This is a genomic window from Pantoea deleyi (assembly GCF_022647325.1).
Lineage (GTDB): Bacteria > Pseudomonadota > Gammaproteobacteria > Enterobacterales > Enterobacteriaceae > Pantoea > Pantoea deleyi.
The window spans coordinates 161,777-188,559 of sequence record NZ_CP071405.1 but is presented as its reverse complement, the minus strand read 5'-3'; the positions used below and the strand labels follow the sequence as shown (position 1 = coordinate 188,559).

Genomic DNA, 26,783 nt, shown 5'->3' with positions numbered 1-26,783 from the left:
GGCTGTAACCCTTTTTACAGTCGCACATTCCGGGTCGCGGCCTTGCCCCGTTACCCACCCTGTCATCTGCAGCGATTTAAGGTTCCCTTGCAGAGGACGTTAATGTATTTTTATTCACTATTACTGCATGAATATGGATACATCCTAACCCAAGGACCGCCAACAGTGAAGACAAAATTACCGCCTTTTATTGAACTGTACAGCCAGTTAATCGCCACACCGTCGATCAGCGCAACCGATGCCGCACTGGATCAGAGTAATGAAACTTTAATCAATTTGCTGGCAGGCTGGTTCCGCGACCTCGGCTTCAGCGTTGAAGTGCAGCCCGTGCCGGGAACGCGCAATAAATTTAACATGCTGGCGCGCACCGGTAGCGGCGCGGGCGGCCTGCTGCTGGCCGGCCATACCGACACCGTGCCCTTCGATGATGGCCGCTGGACACGCGATCCCTTTACCCTGACCGAGCACGACAACAAGCTCTATGGTCTGGGCACCGCCGACATGAAAGGGTTCTTCGCCTTTATTCTCGATACGCTGCGCGATGTGGATGTCAGCACCCTGAGTAAGCCGCTCTATATTCTCGCCACGGCGGATGAAGAGACCACCATGGCGGGGGCCAAATATTTTTCTGAATCGACGCAGCTGCGTCCCGACTGCGCCATTATTGGCGAGCCGACCTCGCTTAAACCGGTTCGCGCGCATAAAGGCCATCTGTCGAACGTGATCCGTATCGAAGGCAAATCGGGCCACTCCAGCGATCCGGCGCGAGGTGTTAACGCCATCGAGCTGATGCATGAGTCGATCACCCACCTGATGCAGCTCCGCACGACGCTGCAGGAACGCTATCACCACGATGGTTTTGCCATCCCCTATCCCACCATGAACTTCGGGCATATTCATGGCGGGGATGCGGCGAACCGTATCTGCGCCTGTTGTGAGCTGCACATGGATATTCGTCCGCTGCCGGGCCTGTCGCTGGGCGATCTCGACGGACTGCTGAATGAGGCGCTGGCCCCGGTCAGTGCACGCTGGCCGGGCCGCATTACCGTGGCCGAGCTGCATCCGCCGATTCCGGGTTATGAGTGCCCGGCAAACCATGAGCTGGTCAGTGTGGTCGAGAAACTGCTGGGTACGCCTACCGAAATCGTCAACTACTGCACCGAGGCGCCGTTTATTCAGCAACTCTGTCCGACACTGGTACTGGGACCGGGTTCGATCAATCAGGCGCATCAGCCAGACGAGTTTATCGATACGGCATTTATTAAGCCGACACGGGCGCTTATCAGTCAGGTTGTGCAGCATTTTTGTCACTGATTGACAGCAAATGGGGCATTTCACTGTAAAAACGACAAAATGCCCCCTCATTCTGCGGGATTTAACAATAAGAATAACTTATCCCGCTTCACTCCCGATAAATACCAATAATTCCCGTTATTTAGCCGCTACTTCGCCGCACTTTATCTCATTTGACGAATGCAACATTACGTGGCTAGATAAAAGACGATGTTATGCCCACCGGGTGATTATCCAGAGCGTTTCAGAAAGCGGACAGGCGGCAACGGTGCCGGTTCCCCTCAGCATACCGGGAACACCACGTTGCTGATTTTTGGCTGCCTGAAAGGTCGGGTGTAGAAGTTTTTCAAGACGATAAGGGTGTCAGGGTCCAATGAACGAACAATATTCCGCAATGCGAAGTAATGTCAGTATGCTCGGCAAACTGCTCGGGGATACGATTAAGGATGCACTGGGCGAGAACATCCTCGACCAGGTGGAAACCATCCGTAAGCTCTCCAAGTCATCCCGCGCAGGCAATGACACTCATCGTAAAGAACTGCTCAATACGCTGCAGAACCTCTCCAACGAGGAGCTTCTGCCGGTGGCGCGCGCGTTCAGCCAGTTCCTTAATCTGACCAACGTGGCGGAGCAGTATCAGACCATCTCACAGAGTGGCGAGGGTGAGCACCATCCTGAACTGCTGAAAAAGACCTTTGATACCCTGAAGCAGCAGAAAGAGATTCGTGAAAGCGACATTCTGGCGGCGATTGAGTCGCTGTCGCTGGAGCTGGTGCTGACTGCTCACCCGACCGAAATCACCCGCCGCACGCTGATCCACAAGCTGGTCGAGGTCAACAGCTGCCTGAAGCAACTCGATCACAGCGACGTCTCCGACTACGAACGTAACCAGATTATGCGCCGTCTGCGCCAGCTGGTCGCCCAGGCGTGGCACACCGATGAGATCCGCAAATATCGCCCGACCCCGATCGACGAAGCGAAATGGGGCTTTGCCGTGGTGGAAAACAGCCTGTGGGAAGGCGTTCCGGCTTTCCTGCGTGAGCTGAACGAGCAGGTGGAAGAGGCGTTCGGCATCAGACTGCCGGTCGATTTCGTGCCAGTGCAGTTCACCTCCTGGATGGGCGGCGACCGAGATGGCAACCCGAATGTGACGGCGTCGATTACCCGTCACGTCATGCAGTTGAGCCGCTGGAAAGCCACTGACCTGTTCCTGCGCGACATCGGCGTACTGATCTCTGAGCTGTCGATGTCGGAGTGCACCGACGAGATCCGCGAACTCAGCGGCGATCCGGAAGCGCTGGAACCCTATCGTCTGATCCTGAAGCGCATGCGCAGCCAGCTGATGAGCACCCAGTCGTTCCTGGAGCATCGCCTGAAAGGGGAACGTCTGCCGCGTCCGGCCGATCTGCTGGTGTCTAATGACCAGCTGTGGGATCCGCTGTTCGCCATCTATCAGTCCCTGCAGAAGTGCGGCATGGGCATCATCGCCAACGGCCAGCTGCTTGATACGCTGCGCCGCGTGAAATGTTTTGGCGTGCCGCTGGTGCGTATCGATCTGCGCCAGGAGAGCACCCGTCACACCGAAGCGATTGCGGAAGCGACCCGCTATCTGGGCCTGGGCGACTACGAGAGCTGGTCCGAAGCGGACAAGCAGGCCTTCCTGATCCGCGAACTGAACTCCAAACGTCCGCTGCTGCCCCGCAACTGGGAACCCAGCGACGAGACACGCGAAGTGCTGGAAACCTGTCGCGTCGCGGCCGAAGCACCGCAGGGCTCTATCGCCGCCTACGTGATTTCGATGGCGAAAACCCCTTCTGACGTGCTGGCCGTTCATCTGCTGCTGAAAGAAGCCGGTATCGGCTATGCGATGCCGGTCGCGCCGCTTTTCGAAACGCTGGATGACCTGAACAACGCCAACGATGTGATGAGCCAGCTGCTGAGCATCGACTGGTATCGCGGCTTTATTCAGGGCAAACAGATGGTGATGATTGGCTACTCTGACTCGGCGAAAGATGCCGGGGTGATGGCCGCCAGCTGGGCGCAGTATCAGGCACAGGATGCCCTGATCAAAACCTGCGAGAAAGCCGGGATCTCCCTGACTCTGTTCCACGGACGCGGCGGCAGCATTGGCCGTGGCGGTGCACCTGCTCATGCGGCACTGCTGTCGCAGCCACCGGGCAGCCTGCGTGGCGGCCTGCGCGTGACCGAACAGGGCGAGATGATCCGCTTTAAGTATGGTCTGCCTGAGGTGACCATCGCCAGCCTGTCGCTTTACACCGGTGCGATTCTGGAAGCGAACCTGATGCCGCCGCCGGAGCCGAAACGCGAATGGCGCGACATTATGAATCAGCTCTCGGCTGACTCCTGCGCGATGTACCGCGGTTACGTGCGTGAAAATGCTGACTTCGTGCCCTATTTCCGTTCGGCCACGCCGGAGCAGGAGCTGGGCAAACTGCCGCTGGGCTCGCGTCCGGCCAAACGCCGGCCAACCGGCGGCGTGGAGTCGCTGCGTGCCATTCCGTGGATCTTCGCCTGGACGCAGAACCGCCTGATGCTGCCCGCCTGGCTGGGCGCCGGAGCGGCCCTGCAGCAGGCGATGGCGGCAGGCCATCAGGATCAGCTGGAAGCGATGTGCCGTGACTGGCCCTTCTTCTCTACCCGTCTGGGGATGCTGGAGATGGTCTTCTCGAAAGCGGACCTGTGGCTGGCGGAATATTATGATCAGCGCCTGGTGGATAAATCGCTCTGGCCGCTGGGCAAACAGCTGCGCGATCAGCTTGATGCGGATATCAAAGCGGTGCTGACCATCGCCAACGATTCGCATCTGATGGCTGACCAGCCGTGGATTGCCGAGTCGATCGCGCTGCGTAACGTCTATACCGACCCGCTCAACGTCCTGCAGGCCGAGCTGCTGCATCGTTCACGCGCCCAGGAAGCGCGGGGTGAAGAGCCGGATGCCCGCGTGGAGCAGGCACTGATGGTCACCATCGCCGGCGTTGCCGCCGGGATGCGTAACACCGGTTAACCCGGTGCTGACGAGAGTCGGCGGGCAGTGATAAAAAAAGTCGGGCCATGCCCGACTTTTTTATTGTCTGTGCGGGGCGCGATTATGCCGCGGCAGCGGCAGGCCGCACGCCCAGAGTGTGACAGATGGCGTAACTCATCTCGGCCCGGTTCAGCGTGTAGAAGTGGAAATCTTTCACCCCTTCGCGCGACAGAATTTTCACCATATCCATGGCGATATTGGCCCCCACCATTTTGCGCGTTTCCGGATCGTTATCCAGCCCGGCAAACATCGCATGCATCCAGCCCGGCACACGCACATTGGTCAGCGTGGCAAAGCGTTGCAGCTGCCGGAAATTAGAGACCGGCAGGATGCCTGGCACGATTTCCACATCAATTCCGGTCGCCACGCAGCGGTCGCGAAAACGTAAGTAGCTTTCCACGTCGAAGAAGAACTGGGTGATCGCCCGGCTGGCGCCCGCCTCGATTTTACGTTTCAGGTTAATCAGGTCGGCCTGGGCGCTTTTTGCTTCGGGATGCACTTCCGGATAGGCGGCGACGGAGATATCAAACTCCCCTACCTCTTTAAGCAAGGACACCAGATCGCTGCCATACATCTCCGGTTTCCCGCTGCCGGGCGGCAGATCGCCGCGCAGCGCCACAATATGACGAATGCCGTTGTTCCAGTAATCCTGAGCGATGGCGCGCAGCTCTTCGCGCGTGGCATCGACACAGGTCAGATGGGGCGCCGCCTCCAGACCGGTCCGATCTTTAATGCCTTTGATGATGCTGTGGGTGCGGTCGCGTTCCCCGGAGTTCGCGCCGTAGGTCACCGAAACGAATTTCGGCTTGAGGCTGCTCAGGCGATCGATGGAGCTCCACAGGGTCTCTTCCATTTCGTGCGTACGGGGCGGGAAGAACTCGAAGGAGACATTAATTTGCCCGTTCAGCTCTGCCAGGCTCTGGTTTAGCGCTTCGCGCTGATTAGCATGAAAGAAACTCATTCTGCGCCCTCATCGATTAATAACTGACCTGCAAACATCTACACGTTTAGACGTCCGGAAGTTCAAAATGACGTAATCCCGGTGTGCCGTCAACTTAAAAATAATCAACAGACGTGAGCAAATTTCAGCCAGCATAGAGGCGGCTGCGGGGGGCAGAGATAACGCATTGAAAACAGGCGCCGAAGCGCCTGTAAGGAAGGAGTTACAGCAGTTGAGCGAGGCGATTAATATCTGACTGGATAGCGCCGGCGGTGACATCCCGGCCTGCGCCCGGCCCGCGGATCACCAGCGGATTATCACGATACCAGCGGCTCTCGATCGCGAAGACGTTGTCGCACGGCAGCAGGGACGCCAGCGGATGCTCCGGACGGACCGCTTCAATGCCCACGCGCGCCTTGCCGTTGGCGTCAAAGCGGGCGACGTAACGCAGCACCAGATCCATCTCCTGCGCGGCTTCCAGTCGCTGCAGCATCTGTTCGTTCAGCTCTTCACCGTTTTCAAAGAAGTGATCAACCGACCCCTGCTGACAGTTATCAGGCACCAGCGACTCCACCCGCACCTGATCCGGTTCGATGTTGTAGCCCGCCTCACGCGCCAGGATCACCAGCTTGCGCATCACATCCTGACCGGAAAGGTCAGCGCGCGGATCGGGCTCGGTCAATCCCTGCTGCCACGCCTGGTCCACCAGCTCGGTAAAGGGCACAGTGCCATCAAACTGCAGGAACAGCCAGGAGAGCGTCCCGGAGAAGATCCCGCTGATCGCCAGAATGGTATCGCCGCTGTCGCGCAGATCGCGCACGGTGTAGTTGATCGGCAGACCTGCACCCACCGTCGCGTTATAGAGCCAGTGACGCCCGGTTTTGGTAAAGGCATCGCGGATCTGCCGCCATGTCTGGCTGTCGGAGGCCCCCGCCACCTTGTTGGCACTGATGACGTGGAAACCGTGGCTGGCGAAGTCGAGATACTGCTGCGCCAGCGGGGTGCTGGCGGTGACATCCAGCACGACCAGATCGTCAAACGGATGAGCGCGCATCCAGAGGAACAGCGACTCCTCATCGCGCTCCACCGCCTCATCATCAAAGAAGGCGAGCGCCCGGCTGGCATCCAGCCCCTCATAGCTCAGCAGGCTGCGACGGCTGTCCGCCACGCCCGCCAGCAGAAACTCAAAGCCGGTACGCGCTGACAGCGACTCCTGTTCGCGGGCAAACAGCTCCAGCCAGCGCGAACCGATGTTGCCTTTGCCAAACAGCATCAGGCCGATACGCTTTTCCGCGCGAAACAGCGACTGATGCAGTCCCTGGATCAGATGCCGGGTCGGCCCGACGCGCAGCACTGCCACCACGCTGATGTGCTCTTCTGACTGCCAGATGAACTCAATCGGCTGATCTTTTAACTGCTGCCAGAAGCGATGGGTATGCAGCGGATTGCGGGTAACGCCTGCGCCAACCAGCGCCACCAGCGCCAGGCCGTCGCGCAGTTGCAGATGTCCCGGTAAACCCGCGTCCTGCAGCAGCGTAAAGGCGCTGTTAACCACTTCGGAGGTATAGCAGAGTTGCAGAAGCTGACGATCCGGATGTACGCCAAACGCCAGCGGACGCAGCTGCGCACGCTTCAGCAGCAGGTCGATCTCTTTATGCAGAATCGCGAAGTCATGCTGCTCCGGAAGCTGAATCTCGATCAGGCAGACATCATCGTGACTGGTGACAATCCGTGCGCCGGTTCCGGAGGCCAGAACGCGCTCGATACGGGTCGACCCCTGCTCCGGCTGATAGCTGCAGCGCAGTTGCAGGTCGATATCGCTGCCGGAGACCGGCTGCAGGGTACGGGTATGCAGCACCGGAGCCGCCAGACGCGCCAGCTCGCTGGCCTCGTCCAGCCTCAACAGCGGCAGCAGGCAGGCATCCGAAACTTTACGGGGATCGGCGCTGTAGACGCCCGCCACGTCGCTCCAGATGGTGACACGGCCGACACCCGCCAGCGCACCAATCTGCGTGGCGGAATAATCGGAGCCGTTACGGCCCAGCAGCACCGTTTCACCAGCGTCGTTGCGGCTGATAAATCCGGTGACCACGATGCGCTTGTGAGGATGTTGCGCCAGCAACGTCTGCAGCAGCGGCCAGGATTTGCCTTCATCCACCTGCGGCTGAGCAGCACGTTCCGCCCGCAGGAACTCACGCGCATCCAGCCAGCAGGCCTGCAGATCGCGCTGGCTCAGCACCGCGGACATCAGGCGCGCCGACCAGATTTCACCATGCCCGACCACCTCGGCGTAGACCGCATCGGTAATCGGCGCATCCAGCAGCGCAGCCAGTTTCTCCAGATCGCGGATAAACGCGCTGATTAAGGGTTCCGCAACCTCAGCAGGCAGGAGCGCACTAATCAGTTCGCTCTGGTAGCGCCGTAATGCCTGTTGCACCTGGTGCGCAGAGAGCCGATCGCTCTGGCTCAGCTTCAGCCAGCTAATGAGCTGGTTGGTGGTTGAGCCGGCGGCGGAAACCACCATCAGATCGCCCGGCTGGCTGTAGTCCGCCATAATGCTGGCAACGCGCTGATAGCAGCGTGCATCCGCCAGGCTGCTGCCGCCAAACTTGTGCAACTGCCGGATATCTGGCGTTCCCGCGCCTGCTGAAATCATCATGCTTAACCCTCGGCTGCGATCCGGAATGCATTATCCAGATCGGCTATTAAATCTTCGTGATCTTCGATGCCAACAGAAACCCGCAGCAGCGTATCGGAAATACCCGCTGCCGCGCGCGCTTCTGCTGACATCCCCGCGTGCGTCATGGTGGCGGTATGGGAGATCAGGCTCTCTACGCCGCCCAGCGATTCGGCCAGCGTAAACAGCCGCAACGCTTTCAGGAAGCGACGCAGCAGCGCTTCATCACCGTCGACCTCAAAACTCAGCATGGCACCAAAGCCGCGCTGCTGACGCACCGCATATTCGTGTCCGGCGTTTTCCGGCAGCGAAGGATGATACAACTTTTTCACCCGTTTCTGCTGCTGCAGATATGCCACAATCGCGAGGGCATTTCGTTGCGCCGCCGCAATTCGTGGTGCGAGTGTACGAATCCCGCGCAGCAACAGATAACTGTCAAACGCCGCGCTGGTCACGCCGATATTGTTCGCCCACCAGGCCAGATCGGTCGCGTGCTGCGGATCGCGGGCAATCACCGCCCCCGCGACCACATCGGAGTGACCATTCAGGTATTTGGTGCAGGAGTGGATGACCAGATCGGCTCCCAGCGCCAGCGGGTTCTGCAGGGCCGGGCTCATAAAGGTATTGTCCACGACGCTGACGGCACCCGCCGCGCGTGCCGCCGCGCAGATTCCGCTGATATCGACCACGCGCAGCAGCGGATTGCTGGGGCTCTCAATCAGTACCAGACGGGGTTTTTCATCCAGTGCCGCCTGCAGCGCCACCGGATCGCCCTGATCGACAAATTTCACCCGATAGGCCCCGCGCTTGCTCAGGCTGTCAAACAGCCGGTAGCTGCCGCCGTAGCAGTCGTGTGGCGCGATCAGCAGATCGCCAGGCTTCAGGAACACGGTGCTCACCAGATGAATCGCCGACATCCCGGTATTGGTTAATACCGCACCCGCGCCCCCTTCCAGTTCCGCCAGCGTGCGCTGAACAACATCACGCGTCGGGTTACCGCGACGGGAGTAGTCATGCGCGCGCGGCTCATTGAAGTCCAGGAAGTTATAGGTGGTCGAGAGGTGGATGGGCGGGACAACGCAGCCATACTGCTCGTCATCATTCAGACCGCTGCGTACTGCGATGGTTGCCGGTTTACGCGTCATGAGTGAATTGTTCCTGAAGAGTGAAGAAAATGTAGCACACAGGATATCACCCCCTAATTAGACGTCAATACATCTGGACATCTAAATGTCTTTGCGTATAGATTGAGCAAACCGGCAATAACCGCTAAAATTATGCGTCATCGCCTGGCGTTCCCCTCTGTACAGCGGAGGTTGTGAGCGAAGAAAACCCGCCATATCAGGGGTCAGGCAGGAAAAAATCAGGCATAATCCGCTGATTTCCTCACATTTAACGTTTATTAATTAAGGTAACCCATGGCTGAATGGAACGGCGAATATATCAGCCCGTACGCTGAGCACGGTAAGAAGAGCGAGCAGGTCAAGAAGATAACGGTTTCTATCCCCTTGAGCGTGCTGAAGATTTTAACGGATGAGCGTACCCGTCGTCAGGTGAACAACCTGCGCCACGCGACCAACAGCGAACTGCTTTGCGAAGCCTTCTTACATGCTTTCACGGGCCAGCCGCTGCCGGATGATGTCGACCTGCGTAAAGAGCGCAGCGATGAGATCCCGGAAGAGGCAAAAGCGATCATGCGCCAGATGGGCGTCGATCCGGACACCTGGGAATATTAATCCGTCAGGCTCCTTCGCTTCACCCGTTTCAGAGAAGCAGGCTCCGCTCAGGGAGCCGCTTTCCTGACCCGCCCTGTTGCCTGTTTGTTTCTGCTTATTACACTACGCATCTTTTATTAAAAAGAAATCCTCTTTTGATATCGATTTTACACGTTCGTTACCGAATGACTCTTCGTCCGGGATTCAAAATAGAACTATTATTATTGTTAATTTACGCCTGATCCTTAATATTTCGCGAAACCGAAAAATTACGGAAGCGAAATGTTATTTAATTTTAAATTAACGTTAAATCCGCATGGCTTAGTGATTCTCATTGTTCTTATGTGGACCGTTATTTTTCCTGTTGGCGCCAGCGCCGGATCTGCGCCTTCGTTACAGAATGAGCAAACAAATGCGATTCAGCAGGACAGGGTACGCAGAGAACATTTAATCCCTGCGCCAAAGCTGGCACCGTCTGAGCAGCAGCAATTCAGGCCAGAAATAATTCACTTCCCGCCTGAAAAGAACTGCTATTTTATCCGGAGAGTTTTAATCACTCAGGATAGCCAACACCTTTACCTCGGAAAATTACGTTATTTCACTGCTCAGGCAGAGGGGCGGTGTATGGGAATTTCGGGTATCAAATTACTGGCAAAAACGCTGCAGAATGAGATTATCCGGGCAGGGTATATCACCGCCCGTGTTGACCTGCCCGATCAGAATCTTTCTGATGGAGAATTAAATTTTTATATTTATGCAGGCAAAGTCGGGAAAATAGTTCTTAACCCATCGGGCGATAATTATATTAATTTAAACAGCACCTTGCCGTTTAAAGAAGGGGATGTGCTGACGCTCAGCGATCTTGAACAGGGCAGCCTGAATCTTCAGCGAGTACCCGGCTCGCGGGTTAAGGTCAGTCTGGTGCCGGGCAGTGGCAAAGGCGAAAGTGACATCTATATCCAGCGTGAACAGGATAAGTTCTGGCAAGTGGGCGCATGGCTTAATGATGCCGGTTCGGCGACAACCGGCCGCTATCAGGGTGGTGCCGCGCTTTATTTAAATAACATCACATCATTCAGCGATACGCTGTATTTCTCTTACGGCCACGATATTTCCGCTGCGCACAGGAAAAGAGGTAACCAGAACACATCGCTTGGCTACGCCATTCCCTGGGGTTACTGGTGGCTCGATCTCTATGCAAGTCAGAGTGATTATCGGCAGTCTGTTACAGGGAACTGGACATCATGGGCGCTGGATAACAGGAACCGCTTTTACAGCGCTCAACTTAATCGCCTGCTATCACGCACTGTCCATCAGACCAGCACGGCTGGCCTGCAAATCTTCAACGTCGAATCACGTTATTCTCTGGATGGTGTGGATCTTATCAGCATGCATAAAAAAAATGCGGGCTGGAAAGCTGTTTTGCAGCATCACCTCCATAACGATAATGCGGGTCTGATAACCACACTGAGCTATCAGAGAAAGATGCCCTGGTTTAACAGCAGCCATACACCTGAACAGGAGTATGGGCTTATTGATACGCAAGGGCGGATCGTGACGCTTGATCTTGAAGGCTCGGTCAACTTTCAGGTTCGCGATAGCTGGCTGAACTACTCTCCCCATTTCAGTCTGCAATACTCACCCGACACGCTCTCTTCTTTAAGCCGCTTTTCGCTGGCGAATCGCTGGACGGTACGAGGTTTTGATGGCGAAAAGGCGCTTCAGGATAACAGGGGATGGTACTGGCGAAATGATCTCCGCTGGATTTTTCCCGATAAGCCTCTTCAGCCTTATATCGGTATTGACGCAGGTCAGGTCTATGGCAATGAAAATCAGAAGTACTACACAGGAAAAACGGTCGCAGGCAGTGTGGCTGGCCTGCGAGGAACACGCCTTCAGACCCATTTCGATCTTTTTGCCGGTATGCCTCTGACGAAGCCGCAGAACTTTCACACCGATCCACTGACGCTGGGTTTCTCATTGCAATGGAAATATTAAACAGGAGGTCTTCGCTTTACGCAATCATGATTAAAAACAGTCATTAACTTAAAGGATTAAACAATGAAAAATGAAAAACTTAATGTGCTCTACCTGTCTGCGGTCGCTGCACTTTTTAGCAATCCTGCGCTCGCCGGGCTGAACAACTATACACAATCAAATGGCACTGCTGTCATTAATATCAATAAAGCAGATGCCAATGGTCTTTCACACAATACGTATCAGAACTTTAATGTCACCCGTGATGGCCTGGTACTCAACAATAGCATCACCGATTTGGTTCGCGAAAATGGAAATATTTCGCGCAACAGCAATCTGGACAAACCCGCTAAAGTCATTCTGAACGAGGTTATTTCTGACAATGCCTCCTCACTCAATGGTTTTATTGAAGTCGCAGGTCAAAAAGCGGATGTTATTATCGCCAACCCTAATGGTATTGCCTGCTCGGGCTGTGGCTTTATTAATACCCGCAATGCCACTCTTACCACGGGTATACCCGCCTTTACCGATGGAAAGCTGACGGCTATTGATGTCGATAAAGGCATGCTTACGATCAGGGATCAGAGTCTTAAAGGCGCAGATTACACCACCCTGCTGGCACAAAAGATCGCGATTCAGGGTCAGGTGGACACCGGTAATCTGAGAGCAGTGGCTGGTCAGTTCACCTACTACACTGACACTGCCCGGGTCACTCCTAACGGAAATCATCGGGTTCAGGGTAATAGTATCGATATCAGTGCACTGGGAGGGGTTACCGCAGGGCTAATTTCTCTGCACACAACGGAAGCGGGTGCTGGCGTCAATAATCATGGCGTGCTCAATGGCAGTAGTCTGGCTATCTCCTCTTCTGGCTTGTTAACAAATAACGGCACGATGAAGGCCAGGGAAAATATCGCTCTTTCATCAGCCGGTGAATTGGAAAACCGCGGCGATATTCTTTCTCAGGGTAATCTGGCAGCCAAAGGCAATAGCGGCCTGACTAACACCGGATCGCTGCAGGGAGTAAATGTCAGTCTCGAAAGCGGGAAAAATATCGGTCTCCTGTCGGGTGACATCACCGCCAGAAGCAACATTGCTCTTTTGTCAGCCGGTAACATTGAAAACCACGGCGATATTCTTTCTCAGCATAATCTGTCAGCCAGAAGCGATGGCGGGCTGACCAGCACCGGATCGCTGCAGGGGGAAAATGTCATTCTCGAAAGCGGAAAAAATATCAGTTTCATGTCAGGTAAGGTGACGGCGAAAGGCAACGTTGCGCTTTCGGCAGCCGGCGATATTGAAAACCGTAGCGACATGACGTCGCAGAGAAATTTCTCAGTACAAGCGAAAAACAGGCTGATTAATCATGGTTCCATGCGGGGGGTTATGGTGTCGCTCAATGCGGGCAAGGAGATAGCGCTGTTATCCGGTGACGTCACCGCCACGGCGTCGGCCTCTCTTTCTGCCGATCGCGTGAATAACGCCGCCGCTTTCCGCAGTGTGAATGCCTATATCACCAGTCAGGACTTCCGGAATGCAGGCAGCATGATGTCAGACGGTATGTTCATCATCACAGGATCGCAGACCCTCTCCAACAGCGGCAGCCTGGAAGGGAGCATATTAACGCTGTCATCCAGAAAGAAGGTGGATAACACCTCTCAGGGCAACCTCCGCGCGAATATTCTTTCTATTAACTCACCGAAGATGAAATCCGTTAAAGATCTCGGTGGTAATTACAACGCCAGCATGGTGACGTTCAGATAGTCAAGGGTGGCTGCCTGAAGATCACTTCTCGCCCTGATACAGACATAAAAAAACCCAGCCGAAGCTGGGTTTTTTCTGCCGCCGAACCCGCAGGTTCAGGTGCCTTTTTAATCTTATTTTTTAGCGCCTGGCACGCTGAAACGCTTGTTAAAGCGGTCAACACGGCCACCAGTTGCCACTTCACGCTGCTTACCGGTATAGAACGGGTGGCATTTGCCACAAACGTCCAGGTTCAGTTCGTGAGTCAGAGTAGAACGGGTGTGGATCTCGTTGCCGCAGGTACATTTGATAGTAACTGCTTCGTATTTCGGGTGAATACCTTGTTTCATGGGAAACCTCATAAAAGGCCGTGTCGCTCTCCGTGCCAGGCGTTAACCTGCACAGCACCACACGCGGTTGAACGTAAAAGTGTATGCTCCGGCCAGATCTTTCTCACCGAAGGCCGCATATTATACAGATAAGTTTTGATTGCTGCAAATCTATGCTGAGATACCCGCCAGCAGGGTACAGCGTGTACACTAGCTTCCCCGATGATTGAGCCGGAAGAGAGAGTTATGCCCGTCGTTCAGGTTGCCCTGCCCGTCCCCTTGCCCCGCCTGTTTGATTATCTGCCGCCGCAGGGCGCGCAGCCGGTCATTGGCGGCCGCGTGAGTGTGCCCTTTGGCAATCGCAAAATGATCGGCATTGTGGTCGCCTTCCGTGACAGCAGCGACCTGCCGGAAGCGCAGCTCAAGCGGGTGAGCGAGGTGCTGGATAGCGAGTCACTCTTTCCGCCCTCCCTGTGGCGCATCCTGAACTGGGCTGCCAGCTACTATCACTCGCCGCAGGGCGAAGTCCTGAGCCACGCGATTCCGGTGCTGCTGCGTCAGGGAAAAGCGGCGCAGGATACCCCGTTATGGCGCTGGGAAATCACCGAGCTGGGCCGGGCGACCGCGCCAGAGAGCCTGAAGCGGGCCCCCAAACAGCAGCAGGCGCTGGCGGCACTGCGTCAGCAGCCACTCTATCGTCATCAGATTGGCGACCACGATCTCACCGACGCGACGCTGCAGGCACTGCGCGCCAAAGGGCTGTGCGAGCTGCATGAGCATCAGCCGGACCGGCATGACTGGCGGTCGGGTTATGCCGTCAAAGGCGAGCGTCTGCGCCTGAACACCGATCAGGCGATGGCCGTGGGTGCCATCCGGGCAGATGATGAAAACTATGCGGCCTGGCTGCTGGCGGGGATTACCGGTTCAGGCAAAACCGAGGTTTACCTCAGCGTGCTGGAGAATGTGCTGGCACGCGGCAAACAGGCGCTGGTGCTGGTGCCTGAGATTGGCCTGACCCCGCAGACCATCGCCCGCTTTCGCGAACGTTTTGATGCCCCCGTTGATGTGCTCCATTCCGCCCTGAATGACAGCGAGCGGCTGGCCGTCTGGCTGCGTGCGCGACGCGGTGAAACGGCGATTGTGATTGGCACCCGCTCGGCGCTGTTTACCCCGCTGGCGCGTCCCGGCGTCATTATTATTGATGAGGAGCATGACAGCTCCTATAAACAGCAGGAGGGCTGGCGCTATCAGGCGCGCGATCTGGCCGTCTTCCGCGCGCATGAAGAGAACATCCCGATTGTGATGGGCTCGGCGACACCGGCGCTGGAGACGCTGCACAACGTCCGCAGTGGCAAATATCGCCAGCTCGACCTGACAAAACGCGCCGGTAACGCCAGACCGGCGCTGCAACAGCTTATCGATTTAAAGGGCGTGCAGCTAATCGGCGGACTCGCGCCGGGCCTGATCGCTAAAATGCGTCAGCACCTGCAGGCCGATAACCAGGTGCTGCTGTTTCTCAACCGCCGGGGCTTTTCGCCTGCCCTGCTCTGTCACGACTGCGGCTGGATTGCCGAGTGTACCCGCTGTGACCGCTACTACACGCTGCATCAGCATCACCGCCAGCTGCGCTGCCATCATTGCGACAGCCAGCGTCCGCTGCCCAATCAATGCCCGCAGTGCGGTTCGACCCATCTGCTGCCGGTCGGCGTGGGCACTGAGCAGCTGGAGCAGCAGCTCGGCACGCTCTTCCCCGGCGTGCCGGTGTCGCGGATCGATCGCGATACCACCAGCCGCAAAGGGGCGCTGGAGCAGCATCTGGCCGACGTCCATCGGGGTGGCGCACGCATCCTGGTCGGCACCCAGATGCTGGCCAAGGGCCACCACTTCCCCGACGTCACGCTGGTGTCGCTGCTGGATGTCGACGGTGCGCTGTTCTCCGCCGATTTCCGTGCCGCGGAGCGCTTTGCCCAGCTCTATACGCAGGTCGCCGGCCGGGCCGGTCGGGCAGGCAAACAGGGCGAAGTGCTGCTGCAGACGCACCATCCGGAGCATCCGCTTCTGCAGACGCTGCTGCATCAGGGCTATCCGGCGTTTGCGCAGCAGGCGTTACTGGAGCGACAGGCGGTCCACCTGCCGCCCTGGAGCCGCCATGCGCTGTTTCGCGCCGAGGATATGGATAACCAGCAGGCGGCAGAGTTTCTGCAACAGCTTCGCAACCTGCTGGAGGCCAGCCCGCTGAATGACAAGGCGATGTGGTTTATGGGCCCGCTGCCCGCGCTGCAGCCCAAACGCAGCGGCCGCTGGCGCTGGCAGCTCCTCTTACAGCATCCCTCCCGCCAGCGTCTGCAGCAGTTACTGAGCAGTTCATTGCCGCTGGTTTCCACGCTGCCTGCCGCCCGCAAGGTGAAATGGACGCTGGATATCGACCCGACGGAGAGCTGATTTTTTCTGACACTGCGAGCGGGATCGAAAATTGTCGCTTAAGTCACAATTTTTATGCAAATTAAGTAACAACCGGCCGGGCAATCGTTAACAATGTTGCCCGGTTTGCTTTTATGTCAGACAAAAACAGAATCGAACGCGCCATAACGCGTCAGGAGCATGTGTTGGAGCAGAATCAACAACCGCCCGCCGCCACGATGAAGGATGTCGCGGAACATGCGGGTGTCTCAACCGCCACCGTATCGCGTGCGCTGATGAACCCGGAGAAAGTCTCTGCGGCGACCCGCCAGAAAGTCGAGCAGGCGGTGGCCGCCGTCGGTTATGCGGCTCATGGTCCCACACGCAATGCACGTCGCAACGAGACGCGAACCATCCTGGTCATTGTTCCTGACATCTGCGATCCCTTTTTCAGCGAAATTATTCGCGGCGTTGAAGTCGCCGCAGCCGAAGAGGGCTATCTGGTGCTGATTGGTGACTGTGCTCATCAGAATCAGCAGGAGCGAACCTTTCTTAACCTGATGGTCACGCGCCAGATAGATGGCATGGTGCTGCTCGGTTCCCAGCTGCCCTTTGACGCCAGCCTTGATGAGCAGCGCAACCTGCCGCCGATGGTGATGGCGAATGAGTTCGCGCCAGAGATGTCCCTGCCCTCAGTTCACATCGATAATCTGACCGCCGCCTTCGAAGCGGTGAATCATCTGCTACAGTTGGGCCACACGCAAATCGCCTGTATCGCCGGGCCGCAGGAGATGCCGCTCTGCCAGTATCGTCTGCAGGGCTACGTGCAGGCGATGCGTCGCAGCGGACTGACCGTCGATCCTGCCTATATCGTGCGCGGTGACTTTACGTTTGAAGCGGGCGTGGCCGCTATGAATCAGCTGATGACGCTGCCGCAGCCTCCGCGCGCGCTGTTCTGCCACAGCGATATTATGGCGCTTGGCGCGATGAATCAGGCCAGACGCTGCGGACTGCGGATACCGGAGGATCTCTCAGTGGTCGGCTTTGATGACATTGAGCTTTCCCGTTACTGCGAGCCGCCGCTCACGACGGTCACGCAGCCGCGATATCAGATAGGCCGCGAAGCGATGCTGCTGCTGCTGGATGAGCTGAATGGCAAACGGGTGATCAGCGGCTCACGGCTGCTGGATGCCGGGTTAACCATTCGGGGCAGTACGGCGCGCGCAAAAAAGCGTGAAAAATAAGCGTATTCGTCTGATTTTTTCAGTAGATTCTTAAGGCGAACACTGCTGGTCAAAGTTCCGACCCTTAAGTAACATGACGGACTCCTTGCCGGGCGCGTAAGCATCACTATTTCGCCCATCAGGCACTATTTTTGAAGGGTATAAGAACGAGAGTGGCACAAAAAGATTATGTAGGCCGCGGGCGTTCAACAGGGACGCGTCGCAAAAAAAGCCCCAGCCGTGGCAAGAAGAGCAAAGGCGGATCGGGCATCTCTAAGCTGATGATTGTACTGGCGGTCGCAGTGCTGGTGACCTTTGCCGGTGGTTTATGGTTCCTGGCGCATCATAAGAAAGAGGACGTGCCGGTCATTACGGATCATAAAGCCAACGGCAATGGCTTACCGCCGAAGCCAGAAGAGCGCTGGAAATATATCAAAGAGCTGGAAAATCGTCAGATTACCGTGCCGACCCCGATCGAGCCCTCTTCGGGTGGCGAAGTGAAGTCGCAGACGCAGCTGACCGATGAGCAGCGCCAGCTGCTGGAGCAGATGCAGGCTGATATGCGTCAGCAGCCGACCCAGCTTAACGAAGTGCCGTGGAACGAACAGACGCCGGCACAACGCCAGCAGACGCTGCAGCATCAGCAGCAGCTGCAGCAACTGCAACGTCAGCAGCAACAGGTTCAGCAGCAACAGCAACGCCAGCAGCAGCAGGCTCAGCAGCAGCAACGTCAGCAGTTGCAGGCTCAGCAACAGCAGCAGCGTCAGCAGCAGTTGCAGCAACAACAACTGCGCCAGCAACAGCAGCAGGCACAGCAACAGCAACGCCAGCAGCAGCAGCAGCAGCAAAACGTACAGCGCCAGACGCAGCAGGCCGCGCCGATCACGCGTGAACCAGAGGTGCAGTCAAAACCGCAGGAAACCGCGAAAGCGAAACCGGCAGAAAAAGCCTCTTCGCAGCGCTGGATGGTGCAGTGTGGTTCGTTTAAAGGCACCGACCAGGCTGAATCGGTCCGTGCCGGCTTAGCCTTTGAAGGCTTTGAAAGCCGGATTACCACCGGTGGCGGCTGGAATCGTGTGGTTATCGGTCCTTATAAAGATCGCGCCTCGGCCGACAGTACCCTGAAGCGCCTGCGCAGTTCCGGACACAGCGGCTGCATTCCACTCTCCATCGGGGGTTGAAACCCGTCAAACCCGCCCCATATCTGTTGCATGATACTCCGCGCCCGGTGCGCGGAGTCCTTTTCCGACTGCAACAAGGGGTCTGCCCGTGACAACAATAGTAAGTGTACGACGCAACGGCCAGGTAGTGATTGGCGGTGATGGCCAGGCTACGCTCGGCAATACCGTGATGAAAGGCAACGTCAAAAAAGTGCGTCGTTTATACAACGATAAGGTGATTGCCGGTTTTGCTGGCGGCACCGCAGACGCCTTCACCCTGTTTGAACTGTTCGAACGTAAGCTGGAAATGCATCAGGGCCATCTGGTCAAAGCGGCGGTGGAACTGGCCAAAGACTGGCGTACCGACCGTATGCTGCGTCGTCTGGAGGCCTTACTGGCCGTTGCGGATGAGTCCGCATCGCTGATCATCAGCGGTAACGGTGACGTCATCCAGCCTGAAAACGACCTGATCGCCATCGGCTCCGGTGGGCCTTTCGCTCAGGCAGCGGCACGCGCCCTGCTGGAGAATACCGAACTGGGCGCACGCGACATCGTTGAGAAGTCGCTGAACATCGCGGGTGATATCTGCATCTACACAAACCACAACGTTAATTTCGAAGAATTAACGTCTAAGGCGTAAGGGTATAAATATGTCTGAGATGACTCCACGCGAAATCGTCAGCGAACTGAACCGTTTTATCATCGGCCAGGACAGCGCCAAGCGCGCCGTGGCAATCGCACTGCGTAACCGCTGGCGCCGCATGCAGCTCGACGAAGAGCTGCGCCACGAAGTGACCCCTAAAAATATCCTGATGATCGGCCCGACCGGTGTCGGTAAAACCGAAATCGCCCGTCGTCTGGCGAAGCTGGCCAATGCGCCGTTCATTAAGGTCGAAGCCACCAAATTTACCGAAGTCGGTTATGTCGGTAAGGAAGTGGACTCCATCATTCGCGATCTGACCGATTCGGCCATCAAGATGGTGCGCAGTCAGGCGATCGAGAAGAACAAATATCGCGCCGAAGAGATGGCCGAAGAGCGCATTCTGGACGTGCTGATCCCACCGGCTAAAAACAACTGGGGCCAGTCAGAACAGAGCGCTGAGCCGTCTGCGGCGCGTCAGTCATTCCGTAAGAAGCTGCGCGAAGGCCAGTTGGATGACAAAGAGATTGAGATCGATCTGGCGGCCAGCGGGCCGGGTGTCGAAATCATGGCCCCTCCGGGCATGGAAGAGATGACCAGCCAGCTGCAGTCGATGTTCCAGAACCTCGGCGGCCAGAAGCAGAAAGCCCGTAAGCTGAAGATCAAAGAAGCGATGAAGCTGCTGATCGAAGAAGAAGCGGCAAAACTGGTCAATCCGGAAGAGCTTAAGCAGGACGCGATCGACGCCGTTGAGCAGCACGGTATTGTGTTTATCGATGAGATCGACAAAATCTGTAAACGCGGTGGCCAGAACTCAGGCGGTCCGGATGTCTCACGCGAAGGCGTACAGCGCGACCTGCTGCCGCTGGTTGAAGGCTGCACCGTCTCCACCAAGCACGGCATGGTGAAAACAGACCACATCCTGTTTATCGCCTCCGGTGCATTCCAGGTTGCCAGCCCTTCCGATCTGATCCCGGAACTGCAGGGTCGTCTGCCGATTCGTGTTGAGCTGCAGGCACTGACCGTTAACGATTTCCAGCGCATTCTGACCGAGCCGAATGCCTCGATTACCGTACAGTACAAGGCGCTGATGAACACCGAAGGGGTGAACATTGAGTTCACCGAAGAGGGTATTCGTCGTATCGCGGAAGCCGCCTGGCAGGTCAACGAAACCACCGAAAACATCGGTGCGCGCCGTCTGCATACCGTGCTGGAGCGTCTGATGGAAGATATCTCCTATGACGCCAGCGATCGCTCCGGTGAGTCTGTGACCATCGACGCGGAGTATGTCGGCAAGCATCTGGATGTCCTGGTGGCAGACGAAGACCTGAGCCGCTTCATTCTCTGATTCACCGATTCGTGCTTTTCAGAAGCCCAGCCCACCCGGCTGGGCTTTTTTATGCATGTTCTTGATCGAACGATGCTTTTTTCATACTGATGATTTTGCCAACAATCTGCATATAGCGATATACTTACCCTTCCTGTGGCAAACAGACGAAACCCTTATGAAATACGATACATCTGAACTCTGCGATATCTACCATGAAGAAGTGAATGTTGTTGAACCGCTTTTTTCAAACTTCGGTGGGCGCACTTCATTCGGTGGTCAGATTACCACAGTGAAATGCTTTGAAGACAACGGCTTACTTTACGATCTGCTGGAAGAAAATGGCCGGGGTCGGGTACTGGTTATCGATGGCGGCGGCTCCGTCCGTCGGGCGCTGGTGGATGCGCAACTGGCGCAGCTGGCGGCGACCAACGAGTGGGAAGGCCTGGTCGTGTACGGTTCGGTGCGGCAGGTGGATGAGCTGGAAGAGCTGGAAATTGGCATTCAGGCCATTGCGGCGATCCCGGCTGGCGCAGCGGGTGAAGGGATTGGCGAAAGCGATGTGCGCGTCAATTTCGGCGGCGTCACCTTCTTCTCCGGCGACCATCTCTACGCTGACAATACCGGTATCATTCTGTCAGAAGACGCGCTGGACATCGAATAGCGCAGACATGAAAACGGGTGCCAGAGCACCCGTTTTTTCACGTCAGCTGAGGCTTCAAACCTCTTCCATTTTTCCCAGCAGGGCACGCAGACGTTCCTGCCACACATGCTGTTCTTCTTTCAGGTGCTGATTTTCACGCATCAGTGCATCGTGGTTGCCCGCAACCTGTTGCGCATCGTTACGCAGTGAGTTGTTCTGCTCTTTCAGCTCTTCGATTTCCATCTGCAACAGGGTGATGGTATCAATCGCCTGCTGTACTTTCGCTTCCAGTTTCTCAAACACTTCAAATGACATCTTTCTGACCTCTCCTAAATTCTGCAAGGCGTTGATGATGCCAGCTTAAGCCAGCAACGTTGTCCCGATTGTATGTAGCCTCACCCCGCAAGTCCAGCAACGTGGCCGCCGCGAGCGCAGTCTGTAACACTTTTCAGTCAATCCCTGAAACCGGGCGTCGCAGAGGACAGCCGTGGTCCGATCCCACGGCAACAGGGCGCGAATTGTGGTTAAAGAAAGCAGGAATACGCGAAATCGCGCATTTTTATGACACAGTACACAAAAAATGATTTCGCTATTTCTCGTTTATGTTCGTTAACGATAAATTCACATCAGCCCTACATCAAAGCTGGGTGACTCATGGACTGAGAACAAAAACTGATAAAATTTAACCTCGCTTCAGGAACCACTATTATGAGTCAGACAACTAACACGCTCAAAGGTCAGTGTATTGCCGAATTTCTGGGGACAGGCTTGATAATCTTCTTTGGCGCAGGCTGTGTGGCTGCTCTGAAACTCGCCGGTGCCGCATTCGGTCAGTGGGAAATCTGCATTATCTGGGGCTTAGCCGTCTCAATGGCGGTGTATCTTACCGCGGGCGTTTCAGGCGCGCACCTGAACCCTGCCGTCACGGTCGCGCTCTGCCTGTTCGCCAGCTTCGACGGTCGTAAAGTACTGCCCTACATTCTGGCGCAGGTCGCCGGCGCATTCTGCGCGGCCGCGCTGGTTTATGGTCTTTACTACAGCCTCTTTTTCGATTACGAGCAGAGTCACCAGATGGTGCGCGGCACCGTTCAGAGTCTGGATCTGGCGGGCATCTTCTCTACCTATCCTAACCCGCACATCAGCGTCGGTCAGGCGTTCCTGGTCGAGATGGTCATTACCGCTGTACTGATGGCAGTGATTATGGCGCTGACCGACGATGGCAACGGCGTTCCGCGTGGCCCGATGGCGCCGCTGCTGATTGGCCTGCTGGTTGCGGTTATCGGTGGCTCCATGGGTCCACTGACCGGCTTCGCCCTGAACCCGGCGCGTGATTTCGGACCGAAGCTGTTCGCCTTCATCGCAGGCTGGGGTAACGTGGCGTTCACGGGCGGTAAAGATATCCCTTACTTCCTGGTCCCTGTTTTTGGCCCGCTGGTCGGTGCCTGCCTGGGTGCCGTAGGATATCGCACTCTGATTGGTCGCTACCTGCCAGGTATCGCGCAGGAACCTGCAAACGTCCCGGCAGAAAAACCCGTTGCACGCGCTCAGCAGCGTAAAGCGTAAGTTTCACCTTTTATCATCAGGACTGAATTTATGACTACCACAACAGATAAAAAGTATATCGTCGCGCTCGATCAGGGCACTACCAGTTCACGTGCCGTCATCCTCGATCACGACTCCAATATCGTCGCGGTATCGCAGCGCGAATTCACCCAGATCTACCCGAAAGCGGGCTGGGTTGAGCATGACCCGATGGATATCTGGGCGTCGCAAAGCTCGACGCTGGTAGAAGTACTGGCGCACGCCGACATCCGCTCTGATGAGATTGCGGCAATCGGTATCACCAACCAGCGTGAAACCGCGATTGTCTGGGAAAAAGAGACCGGTAAGCCGATCTACAACGCGATCGTCTGGCAGGATCCACGCACCGCAGACTACTGTAACAAACTGAAGAAAGAGGGTCTGGAAGAGTACATCCAGCACACCACCGGCCTGGTGATTAACCCGTACTTCTCCGGCACCAAAGTGAAGTGGATTCTGGATCACGTTGAGGGTGCGCGTGAGCGTGCGAAACGTGGCGAGCTGCTGTTCGGCACCGTGGATACCTGGCTGGTCTGGAAAATGACGCAGGGTCGTGTGCATATCACCGACTACACCAACGCCTCCCGTACCATGATGTTCAACATTCACAAGCTGGAGTGGGATCAGCGCATGCTGGATATCCTGGATATCCCGCGTGAAATGCTGCCGGAAGTGAAGTCCTCTTCGGAAGTCTACGGTCAGACCAACATCGGCGGTAAAGGCGGTACCCGTATTCCAATCGCCGGTATTGCCGGTGACCAGCAGGCCGCCCTGTATGGCCAGCTCTGCGTCCAGCCTGGCATGGCGAAAAACACCTACGGCACCGGCTGCTTTATGCTGATGAACACCGGGACTGAAGCGGTGACCTCCACGCACGGCCTGCTGACCACCATCGCCTGTGGCCCGCGCGGTGAAGTGAACTATGCGCTGGAAGGCGCGGTGTTTATCGGCGGTGCCTCTATTCAGTGGCTGCGTGATGAGATGAAGCTGATCAGCGAAGCCGCTGACTCTGAATACTTCGCGATGAAAGTCAAAGATACCAACGGCGTCTACATGGTGCCGGCGTTCACCGGTCTGGGCGCACCTTACTGGGACCCGTATGCCCGTGGCGCGATCTTCGGTCTGACCCGTGGTGCTAACTCCAACCACATCATCCGCGCGACGCTGGAGTCCATCGCTTATCAGACGCGCGACGTGCTGGAAGCGATGCAGAACGATGCCAACACCCGCCTGCAGGCGCTGCGTGTGGATGGCGGTGCGGTCTCCAACAACTTCCTGATGCAGTTCCAGGCTGACATTCTGGGCACCCGCGTTGAGCGCCCGGAAGTCCGCGAAGTGACCGCGCTGGGTTCTGCTTATCTGGCCGGTCTGGCTGTGGGCTTCTGGCAGGATCTGGATGAAGTGCGCGCCAAAGCCGTTATCGAACGTGAGTTCCGTCCAAGCCTGGAAACCACCGAGCGTAACTTCCGTTATGCTGGCTGGAAAAAAGCGGTTGCCCGCGCTCAGGCCTGGGAAGAACAGGAGTAATAGCCAGGCCCGCGGCGACCATCGTCGTGGGCCTTTCCCCGCCCCACCGCCCCGCTGTGTTACACTGCCTGCCTGTTTTTTGTCAGGTAGATGCCATGAAACGAGAACTTGCCATTGAATTTTCCCGCGTAACCGAAGCAGCCGCGCTGGCGGGCTACCACTGGTTAGGACGCGGCGACAAAAATGCGGCCGATGGCGCGGCTGTCCATGCCATGCGTCATGTCCTGAACTCCATTGAAATCGACGGTCAGATTGTGATTGGCGAAGGCGAGATCGACGAAGCGCCGATGCTCTATATCGGTGAAAAAGTCGGTACGGGACGCGGTGACGCGGTCGATATTGCGGTCGATCCGATCGAAGGCACCCGCATGACGGCGCTGGGTCAGGCGAATGCCCTGGCCGTGATGGCCGTGGGCGACAAGGGAAGCTTCCTGCACGCCCCCGATATGTATATGGAAAAACTGATTGTCGGCCCGGCGGCGCGCGGCGTGATTGACCTCGACCAGCCTCTGGAAACCAACCTCCGCAACATTGCGATCGCGATGAACAAGCCGCTGTCGCAGCTTACCGTCTCCATTCTGGCAAAGCCCCGCCATGACGCGGTGATCGGTCAGCTGCAGCAGCTCGGCGTGCGGGTGTTTACCTTCCCGGATGGTGATGTCGCCGCCTCGATTCTGACCTGCATGCCGGACAGCGAAGTGGATGTGATGTATGGCATCGGTGGCGCGCCGGAAGGGGTGGTCTCGGCGGCGGTGATCCGCGCGCTGGACGGGGATATGCAGGGCCGGTTGCTGGCACGGCATCATGTGAAGGGCGACAGCGCCGAAAACCGCCGGCTCGGTGAGCAGGAGCTGCAGCGCTGTGCAGAGATGGGCATCGAAGCGGGCAAAAAACTGACGCTGAGCGAGATGGCGCGCAACGACAATGTAGTGTTTGCCGCCACCGGCATCACCAGTGGCGAGCTGCTGAAAGGCATCACGCGTCAGGGCAATATCGCCACCAGCGAAACCCTGCTGATCCGCGGTAAATCACGCACCATCCGCCGCATCCAGTCGATTCACTACCTCGACCGTAAAGATCCGGCGCTCCATCCGTTTATCCTGTAACCGGCTGGTTGCCGCGCTCCGGCTGACGAGAGAGCGGCAACCAGCAGAGCAGCATCACCAGCGCGGTGAAGAACATCAGCATCCCCAGGCTGAACTGATCGCGCTGCGGCATCAGGGCAGAGAGCCAGGCCACGAGGCCCGATCCCAGGTTCTGCATCCCGCCAATCAGTGCGCCTGCACTCCCCGCCAGCCAGGCATAAGGCTCCATCGCACCGGAGGTCGCCAGCGGGAACAGCATCCCGGCACCGAAGAAGAACAGCGCCGCAGGCACCAGCAGCGTCCAGATATTCATGATGCCGAACCACGCCGGGATCCACATCAGGATGCCCGCCAGCAGGCAGCTGTTCACGCCCCACCACATCAGGCTGTGCCAGGAGCCCTGCTCGCGCCCGGCGAACCAGGCACCAAAGAACGCCGCCGGAATCGGCAGAATGAACAGAATGCTGACGGTCAGGCTGGGCAGGCCAAGCACACCGCCCAGCAGTACGCCACAGCTCGACTCGAAGACGGCGATCCCGGCCAGTGCGCCAATCAGCAGCACAATGTAGCGGACGAAATTGACGTCACTCAGCAGGCGAACGTAGCGCCTGAAGAAAGGCGTGACCTCCCCGCTCTGAGGCCGGGTTTCCGGCAGCCAGCGCGCCATCGCGCCAGTGACGGACAGACAGAGCAGCAGCAGGAAGGCGAAGCAGGCGTGCCAGCCAAAGAGCTGGGTCAGCAGCGCGCCAATGACCGGCGCCAGCAGCGGGCTGACCAGAATCCCCATGTTAAGCAGGCTGTTAGCACGGCGCAGCGCGTGGCCCTCATAGAGATCGCGCGGCATCGTGCGCGCCATCACGCCCGCTACGCCGGTTCCCAGCCCCTGAATCGCGCTGCCGAACACCAGCATGTCGAGCGATGTCGCCATCAGCGCGGTGATCGCGCCGATCATAAAGATCAGCATGCCCGTCAGGATCACCGGCCGCCGCCCGACGCTGTCCGACAGCGGGCCGTAGATCAGCTGGGATCCACCGTAGGTCATCAGGTAGGCGGCCATCACGCGCTGCAGCGCGCCATCCCGCACATTCAGGGCATCCGCCATCACCGACATCGCCGGGACATAGATCGTCTGAGCCATCTGCCCGACGGCCACCAGCACAATGAGCATCACCAGCAGCGGGCGATTTTCCAGTTTACTAATCATGATTCTGCAAAATATCTTTCTGTGAAAGGAGGTTAAAGCAGCGGTTCACCCGCTGAACACCGGATTATGGCGGGCAAAATATCAGGATTGCGTGACAAAGCGAGAGGCAGGCAAAAAGGGCCGGGCTTGCGGCTGTCAAGTTTATGGGCCAGCCTGTAAAGACAATGGAACAGTTTGACGATTAGAGCCTTTGCCGCTCCGCAGACTGGCATTCTCAGCGGGCAGTCGCGAAAATGGTGACCTGCCTGAATAATCAACAACCCGGGAGTGATT

Annotated in this window: 20 protein-coding genes; 14 read left to right on the top strand and 6 right to left on the bottom strand. The window is 57.1% G+C overall.

Annotated elements, in window-relative coordinates; genetic code table 11:
* Nucleotides 1-165: 165 nt before the first annotated feature.
* Nucleotides 166-1,314 (top strand): acetylornithine deacetylase, encoded by a 1,149-nt coding sequence (gene argE, locus J1C59_RS00865; protein ID WP_140916942.1) that lies wholly within the window; start codon nt 166-168, stop codon nt 1,312-1,314.
* Between the two features lie 352 nt (nt 1,315-1,666).
* The gene (gene ppc / locus J1C59_RS00860) at nt 1,667-4,318 is read left to right on the top strand and encodes a phosphoenolpyruvate carboxylase (protein WP_140916941.1); all 2,652 of its coding nucleotides are present in this window, start codon (nt 1,667-1,669) and stop codon (nt 4,316-4,318) included.
* Nucleotides 4,319-4,400: 82 nt separating this feature from the next.
* Here the strand turns inward: ppc and metF are convergent, their stop codons facing one another.
* The 3 genes from metF to metB all read right to left on the bottom strand — a co-directional run bounded on the left by metF (nt 4,401) and on the right by metB (nt 9,101).
* Entirely contained in the window at nt 4,401-5,300 is a 900-nt protein-coding gene (metF, locus tag J1C59_RS00855) for a methylenetetrahydrofolate reductase (RefSeq protein WP_128084496.1), read from the bottom strand.
* Nucleotides 5,301-5,502: 202 nt separating this feature from the next.
* Complete coding sequence (locus tag J1C59_RS00850) at nt 5,503-7,938, bottom strand: bifunctional aspartate kinase/homoserine dehydrogenase II (RefSeq protein ID WP_128084495.1); 2,436 nt, start codon at nt 7,936-7,938, stop codon at nt 5,503-5,505.
* 2 nt (nt 7,939-7,940) lie between these two features.
* On the bottom strand, nt 7,941-9,101 hold the full coding sequence (gene metB / locus J1C59_RS00845; protein WP_128084494.1) for a cystathionine gamma-synthase: 1,161 nt from the start codon (nt 9,099-9,101) through the stop codon (nt 7,941-7,943).
* 273 nt (nt 9,102-9,374) lie between these two features.
* Here metB and metJ point away from each other — a divergent pair, with 273 nt between their 5' ends.
* The 3 genes from metJ to J1C59_RS00830 all read left to right on the top strand — a co-directional run bounded on the left by metJ (nt 9,375) and on the right by J1C59_RS00830 (nt 13,412).
* Nucleotides 9,375-9,692, top strand: coding sequence for a met regulon transcriptional regulator MetJ (gene metJ, locus J1C59_RS00840; protein ID WP_009088019.1), 318 nt, complete (start codon nt 9,375-9,377; stop codon nt 9,690-9,692).
* Nucleotides 9,693-9,953: 261 nt separating this feature from the next.
* Complete coding sequence (locus J1C59_RS00835) at nt 9,954-11,669, top strand: ShlB/FhaC/HecB family hemolysin secretion/activation protein (protein ID WP_128084493.1); 1,716 nt, start codon at nt 9,954-9,956, stop codon at nt 11,667-11,669.
* A gap of 63 nt (nt 11,670-11,732) precedes the next feature.
* A complete protein-coding gene (locus J1C59_RS00830; RefSeq protein WP_128084492.1) occupies nt 11,733-13,412 on the top strand; it encodes a filamentous hemagglutinin N-terminal domain-containing protein in 1,680 nt (559 codons plus the stop codon).
* 113 nt (nt 13,413-13,525) lie between these two features.
* Here the strand turns inward: J1C59_RS00830 and rpmE are convergent, their stop codons facing one another.
* Nucleotides 13,526-13,741 (bottom strand): 50S ribosomal protein L31, encoded by a 216-nt coding sequence (rpmE, locus tag J1C59_RS00825; RefSeq protein ID WP_003851227.1) that lies wholly within the window; start codon nt 13,739-13,741, stop codon nt 13,526-13,528.
* Between the two features lie 225 nt (nt 13,742-13,966).
* Here rpmE and priA point away from each other — a divergent pair, with 225 nt between their 5' ends.
* The 6 genes from priA to rraA all read left to right on the top strand — a co-directional run bounded on the left by priA (nt 13,967) and on the right by rraA (nt 21,134).
* The gene (priA, locus tag J1C59_RS00820) at nt 13,967-16,162 is read left to right on the top strand and encodes a primosomal protein N' (protein ID WP_128084491.1); all 2,196 of its coding nucleotides are present in this window, start codon (nt 13,967-13,969) and stop codon (nt 16,160-16,162) included.
* A gap of 164 nt (nt 16,163-16,326) precedes the next feature.
* Nucleotides 16,327-17,364 (top strand): DNA-binding transcriptional regulator CytR, encoded by a 1,038-nt coding sequence (cytR, locus tag J1C59_RS00815; RefSeq protein ID WP_128084490.1) that lies wholly within the window; start codon nt 16,327-16,329, stop codon nt 17,362-17,364.
* A gap of 152 nt (nt 17,365-17,516) precedes the next feature.
* On the top strand, nt 17,517-18,524 hold the full coding sequence (gene ftsN, locus J1C59_RS00810) for a cell division protein FtsN (RefSeq protein ID WP_128084489.1): 1,008 nt from the start codon (nt 17,517-17,519) through the stop codon (nt 18,522-18,524).
* Nucleotides 18,525-18,612: 88 nt separating this feature from the next.
* Nucleotides 18,613-19,143, top strand: coding sequence for an ATP-dependent protease subunit HslV (gene hslV / locus J1C59_RS00805; protein WP_111140416.1), 531 nt, complete (start codon nt 18,613-18,615; stop codon nt 19,141-19,143).
* Between the two features lie 10 nt (nt 19,144-19,153).
* On the top strand, nt 19,154-20,491 hold the full coding sequence (hslU, locus tag J1C59_RS00800; protein ID WP_128084488.1) for an HslU--HslV peptidase ATPase subunit: 1,338 nt from the start codon (nt 19,154-19,156) through the stop codon (nt 20,489-20,491).
* A 157-nt stretch (nt 20,492-20,648) separates the two neighbouring features.
* The gene (rraA, locus tag J1C59_RS00795) at nt 20,649-21,134 is read left to right on the top strand and encodes a ribonuclease E activity regulator RraA (RefSeq protein WP_128084487.1); all 486 of its coding nucleotides are present in this window, start codon (nt 20,649-20,651) and stop codon (nt 21,132-21,134) included.
* Nucleotides 21,135-21,188: 54 nt separating this feature from the next.
* Here rraA and zapB read toward each other — a convergent pair whose 3' ends face one another.
* Complete coding sequence (gene zapB / locus J1C59_RS00790) at nt 21,189-21,428, bottom strand: cell division protein ZapB (RefSeq protein ID WP_003851242.1); 240 nt, start codon at nt 21,426-21,428, stop codon at nt 21,189-21,191.
* Between the two features lie 393 nt (nt 21,429-21,821).
* Between zapB and J1C59_RS00785 the strand changes: the two genes are divergently transcribed.
* The 3 genes from J1C59_RS00785 to glpX all read left to right on the top strand — a co-directional run bounded on the left by J1C59_RS00785 (nt 21,822) and on the right by glpX (nt 25,327).
* Entirely contained in the window at nt 21,822-22,676 is an 855-nt protein-coding gene (locus J1C59_RS00785; protein WP_128084486.1) for an MIP/aquaporin family protein, read from the top strand.
* Between the two features lie 30 nt (nt 22,677-22,706).
* Nucleotides 22,707-24,221, top strand: a complete 1,515-nt coding sequence (glpK, locus tag J1C59_RS00780) for a glycerol kinase GlpK (RefSeq protein WP_128084485.1) — start codon at nt 22,707-22,709, stop codon at nt 24,219-24,221.
* Between the two features lie 95 nt (nt 24,222-24,316).
* The gene (gene glpX, locus J1C59_RS00775; RefSeq protein ID WP_128084484.1) at nt 24,317-25,327 is read left to right on the top strand and encodes a class II fructose-bisphosphatase; all 1,011 of its coding nucleotides are present in this window, start codon (nt 24,317-24,319) and stop codon (nt 25,325-25,327) included.
* On the opposite strand, the gene emrD is transcribed toward glpX, so the two are convergent.
* Nucleotides 25,317-26,510: a multidrug efflux MFS transporter EmrD gene (gene emrD, locus J1C59_RS00770; protein ID WP_128084483.1), complete on the bottom strand. Its 1,194-nt coding sequence runs from the start codon at nt 26,508-26,510 to the stop codon at nt 25,317-25,319. The genes glpX and emrD overlap by 11 nt on opposite strands.
* Nucleotides 26,511-26,783: the final 273 nt, after the last annotated feature.

What these genes read in the sequence shown, in the direction of transcription:
- ppc (WP_140916941.1), top strand. Translation starts at nt 1,667, where the DNA reads ATGAACGAACAATATTCCGCAATGCGAAGTAATGTCAGTATGCTCGGC.
- metF (WP_128084496.1), bottom strand. Translation starts at nt 5,300, where the DNA reads ATGAGTTTCTTTCATGCTAATCAGCGCGAAGCGCTAAACCAGAGCCTG.
- J1C59_RS00850 (WP_128084495.1), bottom strand. Translation starts at nt 7,938, where the DNA reads ATGATGATTTCAGCAGGCGCGGGAACGCCAGATATCCGGCAGTTGCAC.
- metB (WP_128084494.1), bottom strand. Translation starts at nt 9,101, where the DNA reads ATGACGCGTAAACCGGCAACCATCGCAGTACGCAGCGGTCTGAATGAT.
- metJ (WP_009088019.1), top strand. Translation starts at nt 9,375, where the DNA reads ATGGCTGAATGGAACGGCGAATATATCAGCCCGTACGCTGAGCACGGT.
- J1C59_RS00835 (WP_128084493.1), top strand. Translation starts at nt 9,954, where the DNA reads ATGTTATTTAATTTTAAATTAACGTTAAATCCGCATGGCTTAGTGATT.
- J1C59_RS00830 (WP_128084492.1), top strand. Translation starts at nt 11,733, where the DNA reads ATGAAAAATGAAAAACTTAATGTGCTCTACCTGTCTGCGGTCGCTGCA.
- rpmE (WP_003851227.1), bottom strand. Translation starts at nt 13,741, where the DNA reads ATGAAACAAGGTATTCACCCGAAATACGAAGCAGTTACTATCAAATGT.
- priA (WP_128084491.1), top strand. Translation starts at nt 13,967, where the DNA reads ATGCCCGTCGTTCAGGTTGCCCTGCCCGTCCCCTTGCCCCGCCTGTTT.
- hslU (WP_128084488.1), top strand. Translation starts at nt 19,154, where the DNA reads ATGTCTGAGATGACTCCACGCGAAATCGTCAGCGAACTGAACCGTTTT.
- rraA (WP_128084487.1), top strand. Translation starts at nt 20,649, where the DNA reads ATGAAATACGATACATCTGAACTCTGCGATATCTACCATGAAGAAGTG.
- zapB (WP_003851242.1), bottom strand. Translation starts at nt 21,428, where the DNA reads ATGTCATTTGAAGTGTTTGAGAAACTGGAAGCGAAAGTACAGCAGGCG.
- J1C59_RS00785 (WP_128084486.1), top strand. Translation starts at nt 21,822, where the DNA reads ATGAGTCAGACAACTAACACGCTCAAAGGTCAGTGTATTGCCGAATTT.
- glpK (WP_128084485.1), top strand. Translation starts at nt 22,707, where the DNA reads ATGACTACCACAACAGATAAAAAGTATATCGTCGCGCTCGATCAGGGC.
- glpX (WP_128084484.1), top strand. Translation starts at nt 24,317, where the DNA reads ATGAAACGAGAACTTGCCATTGAATTTTCCCGCGTAACCGAAGCAGCC.
- emrD (WP_128084483.1), bottom strand. Translation starts at nt 26,510, where the DNA reads ATGATTAGTAAACTGGAAAATCGCCCGCTGCTGGTGATGCTCATTGTG.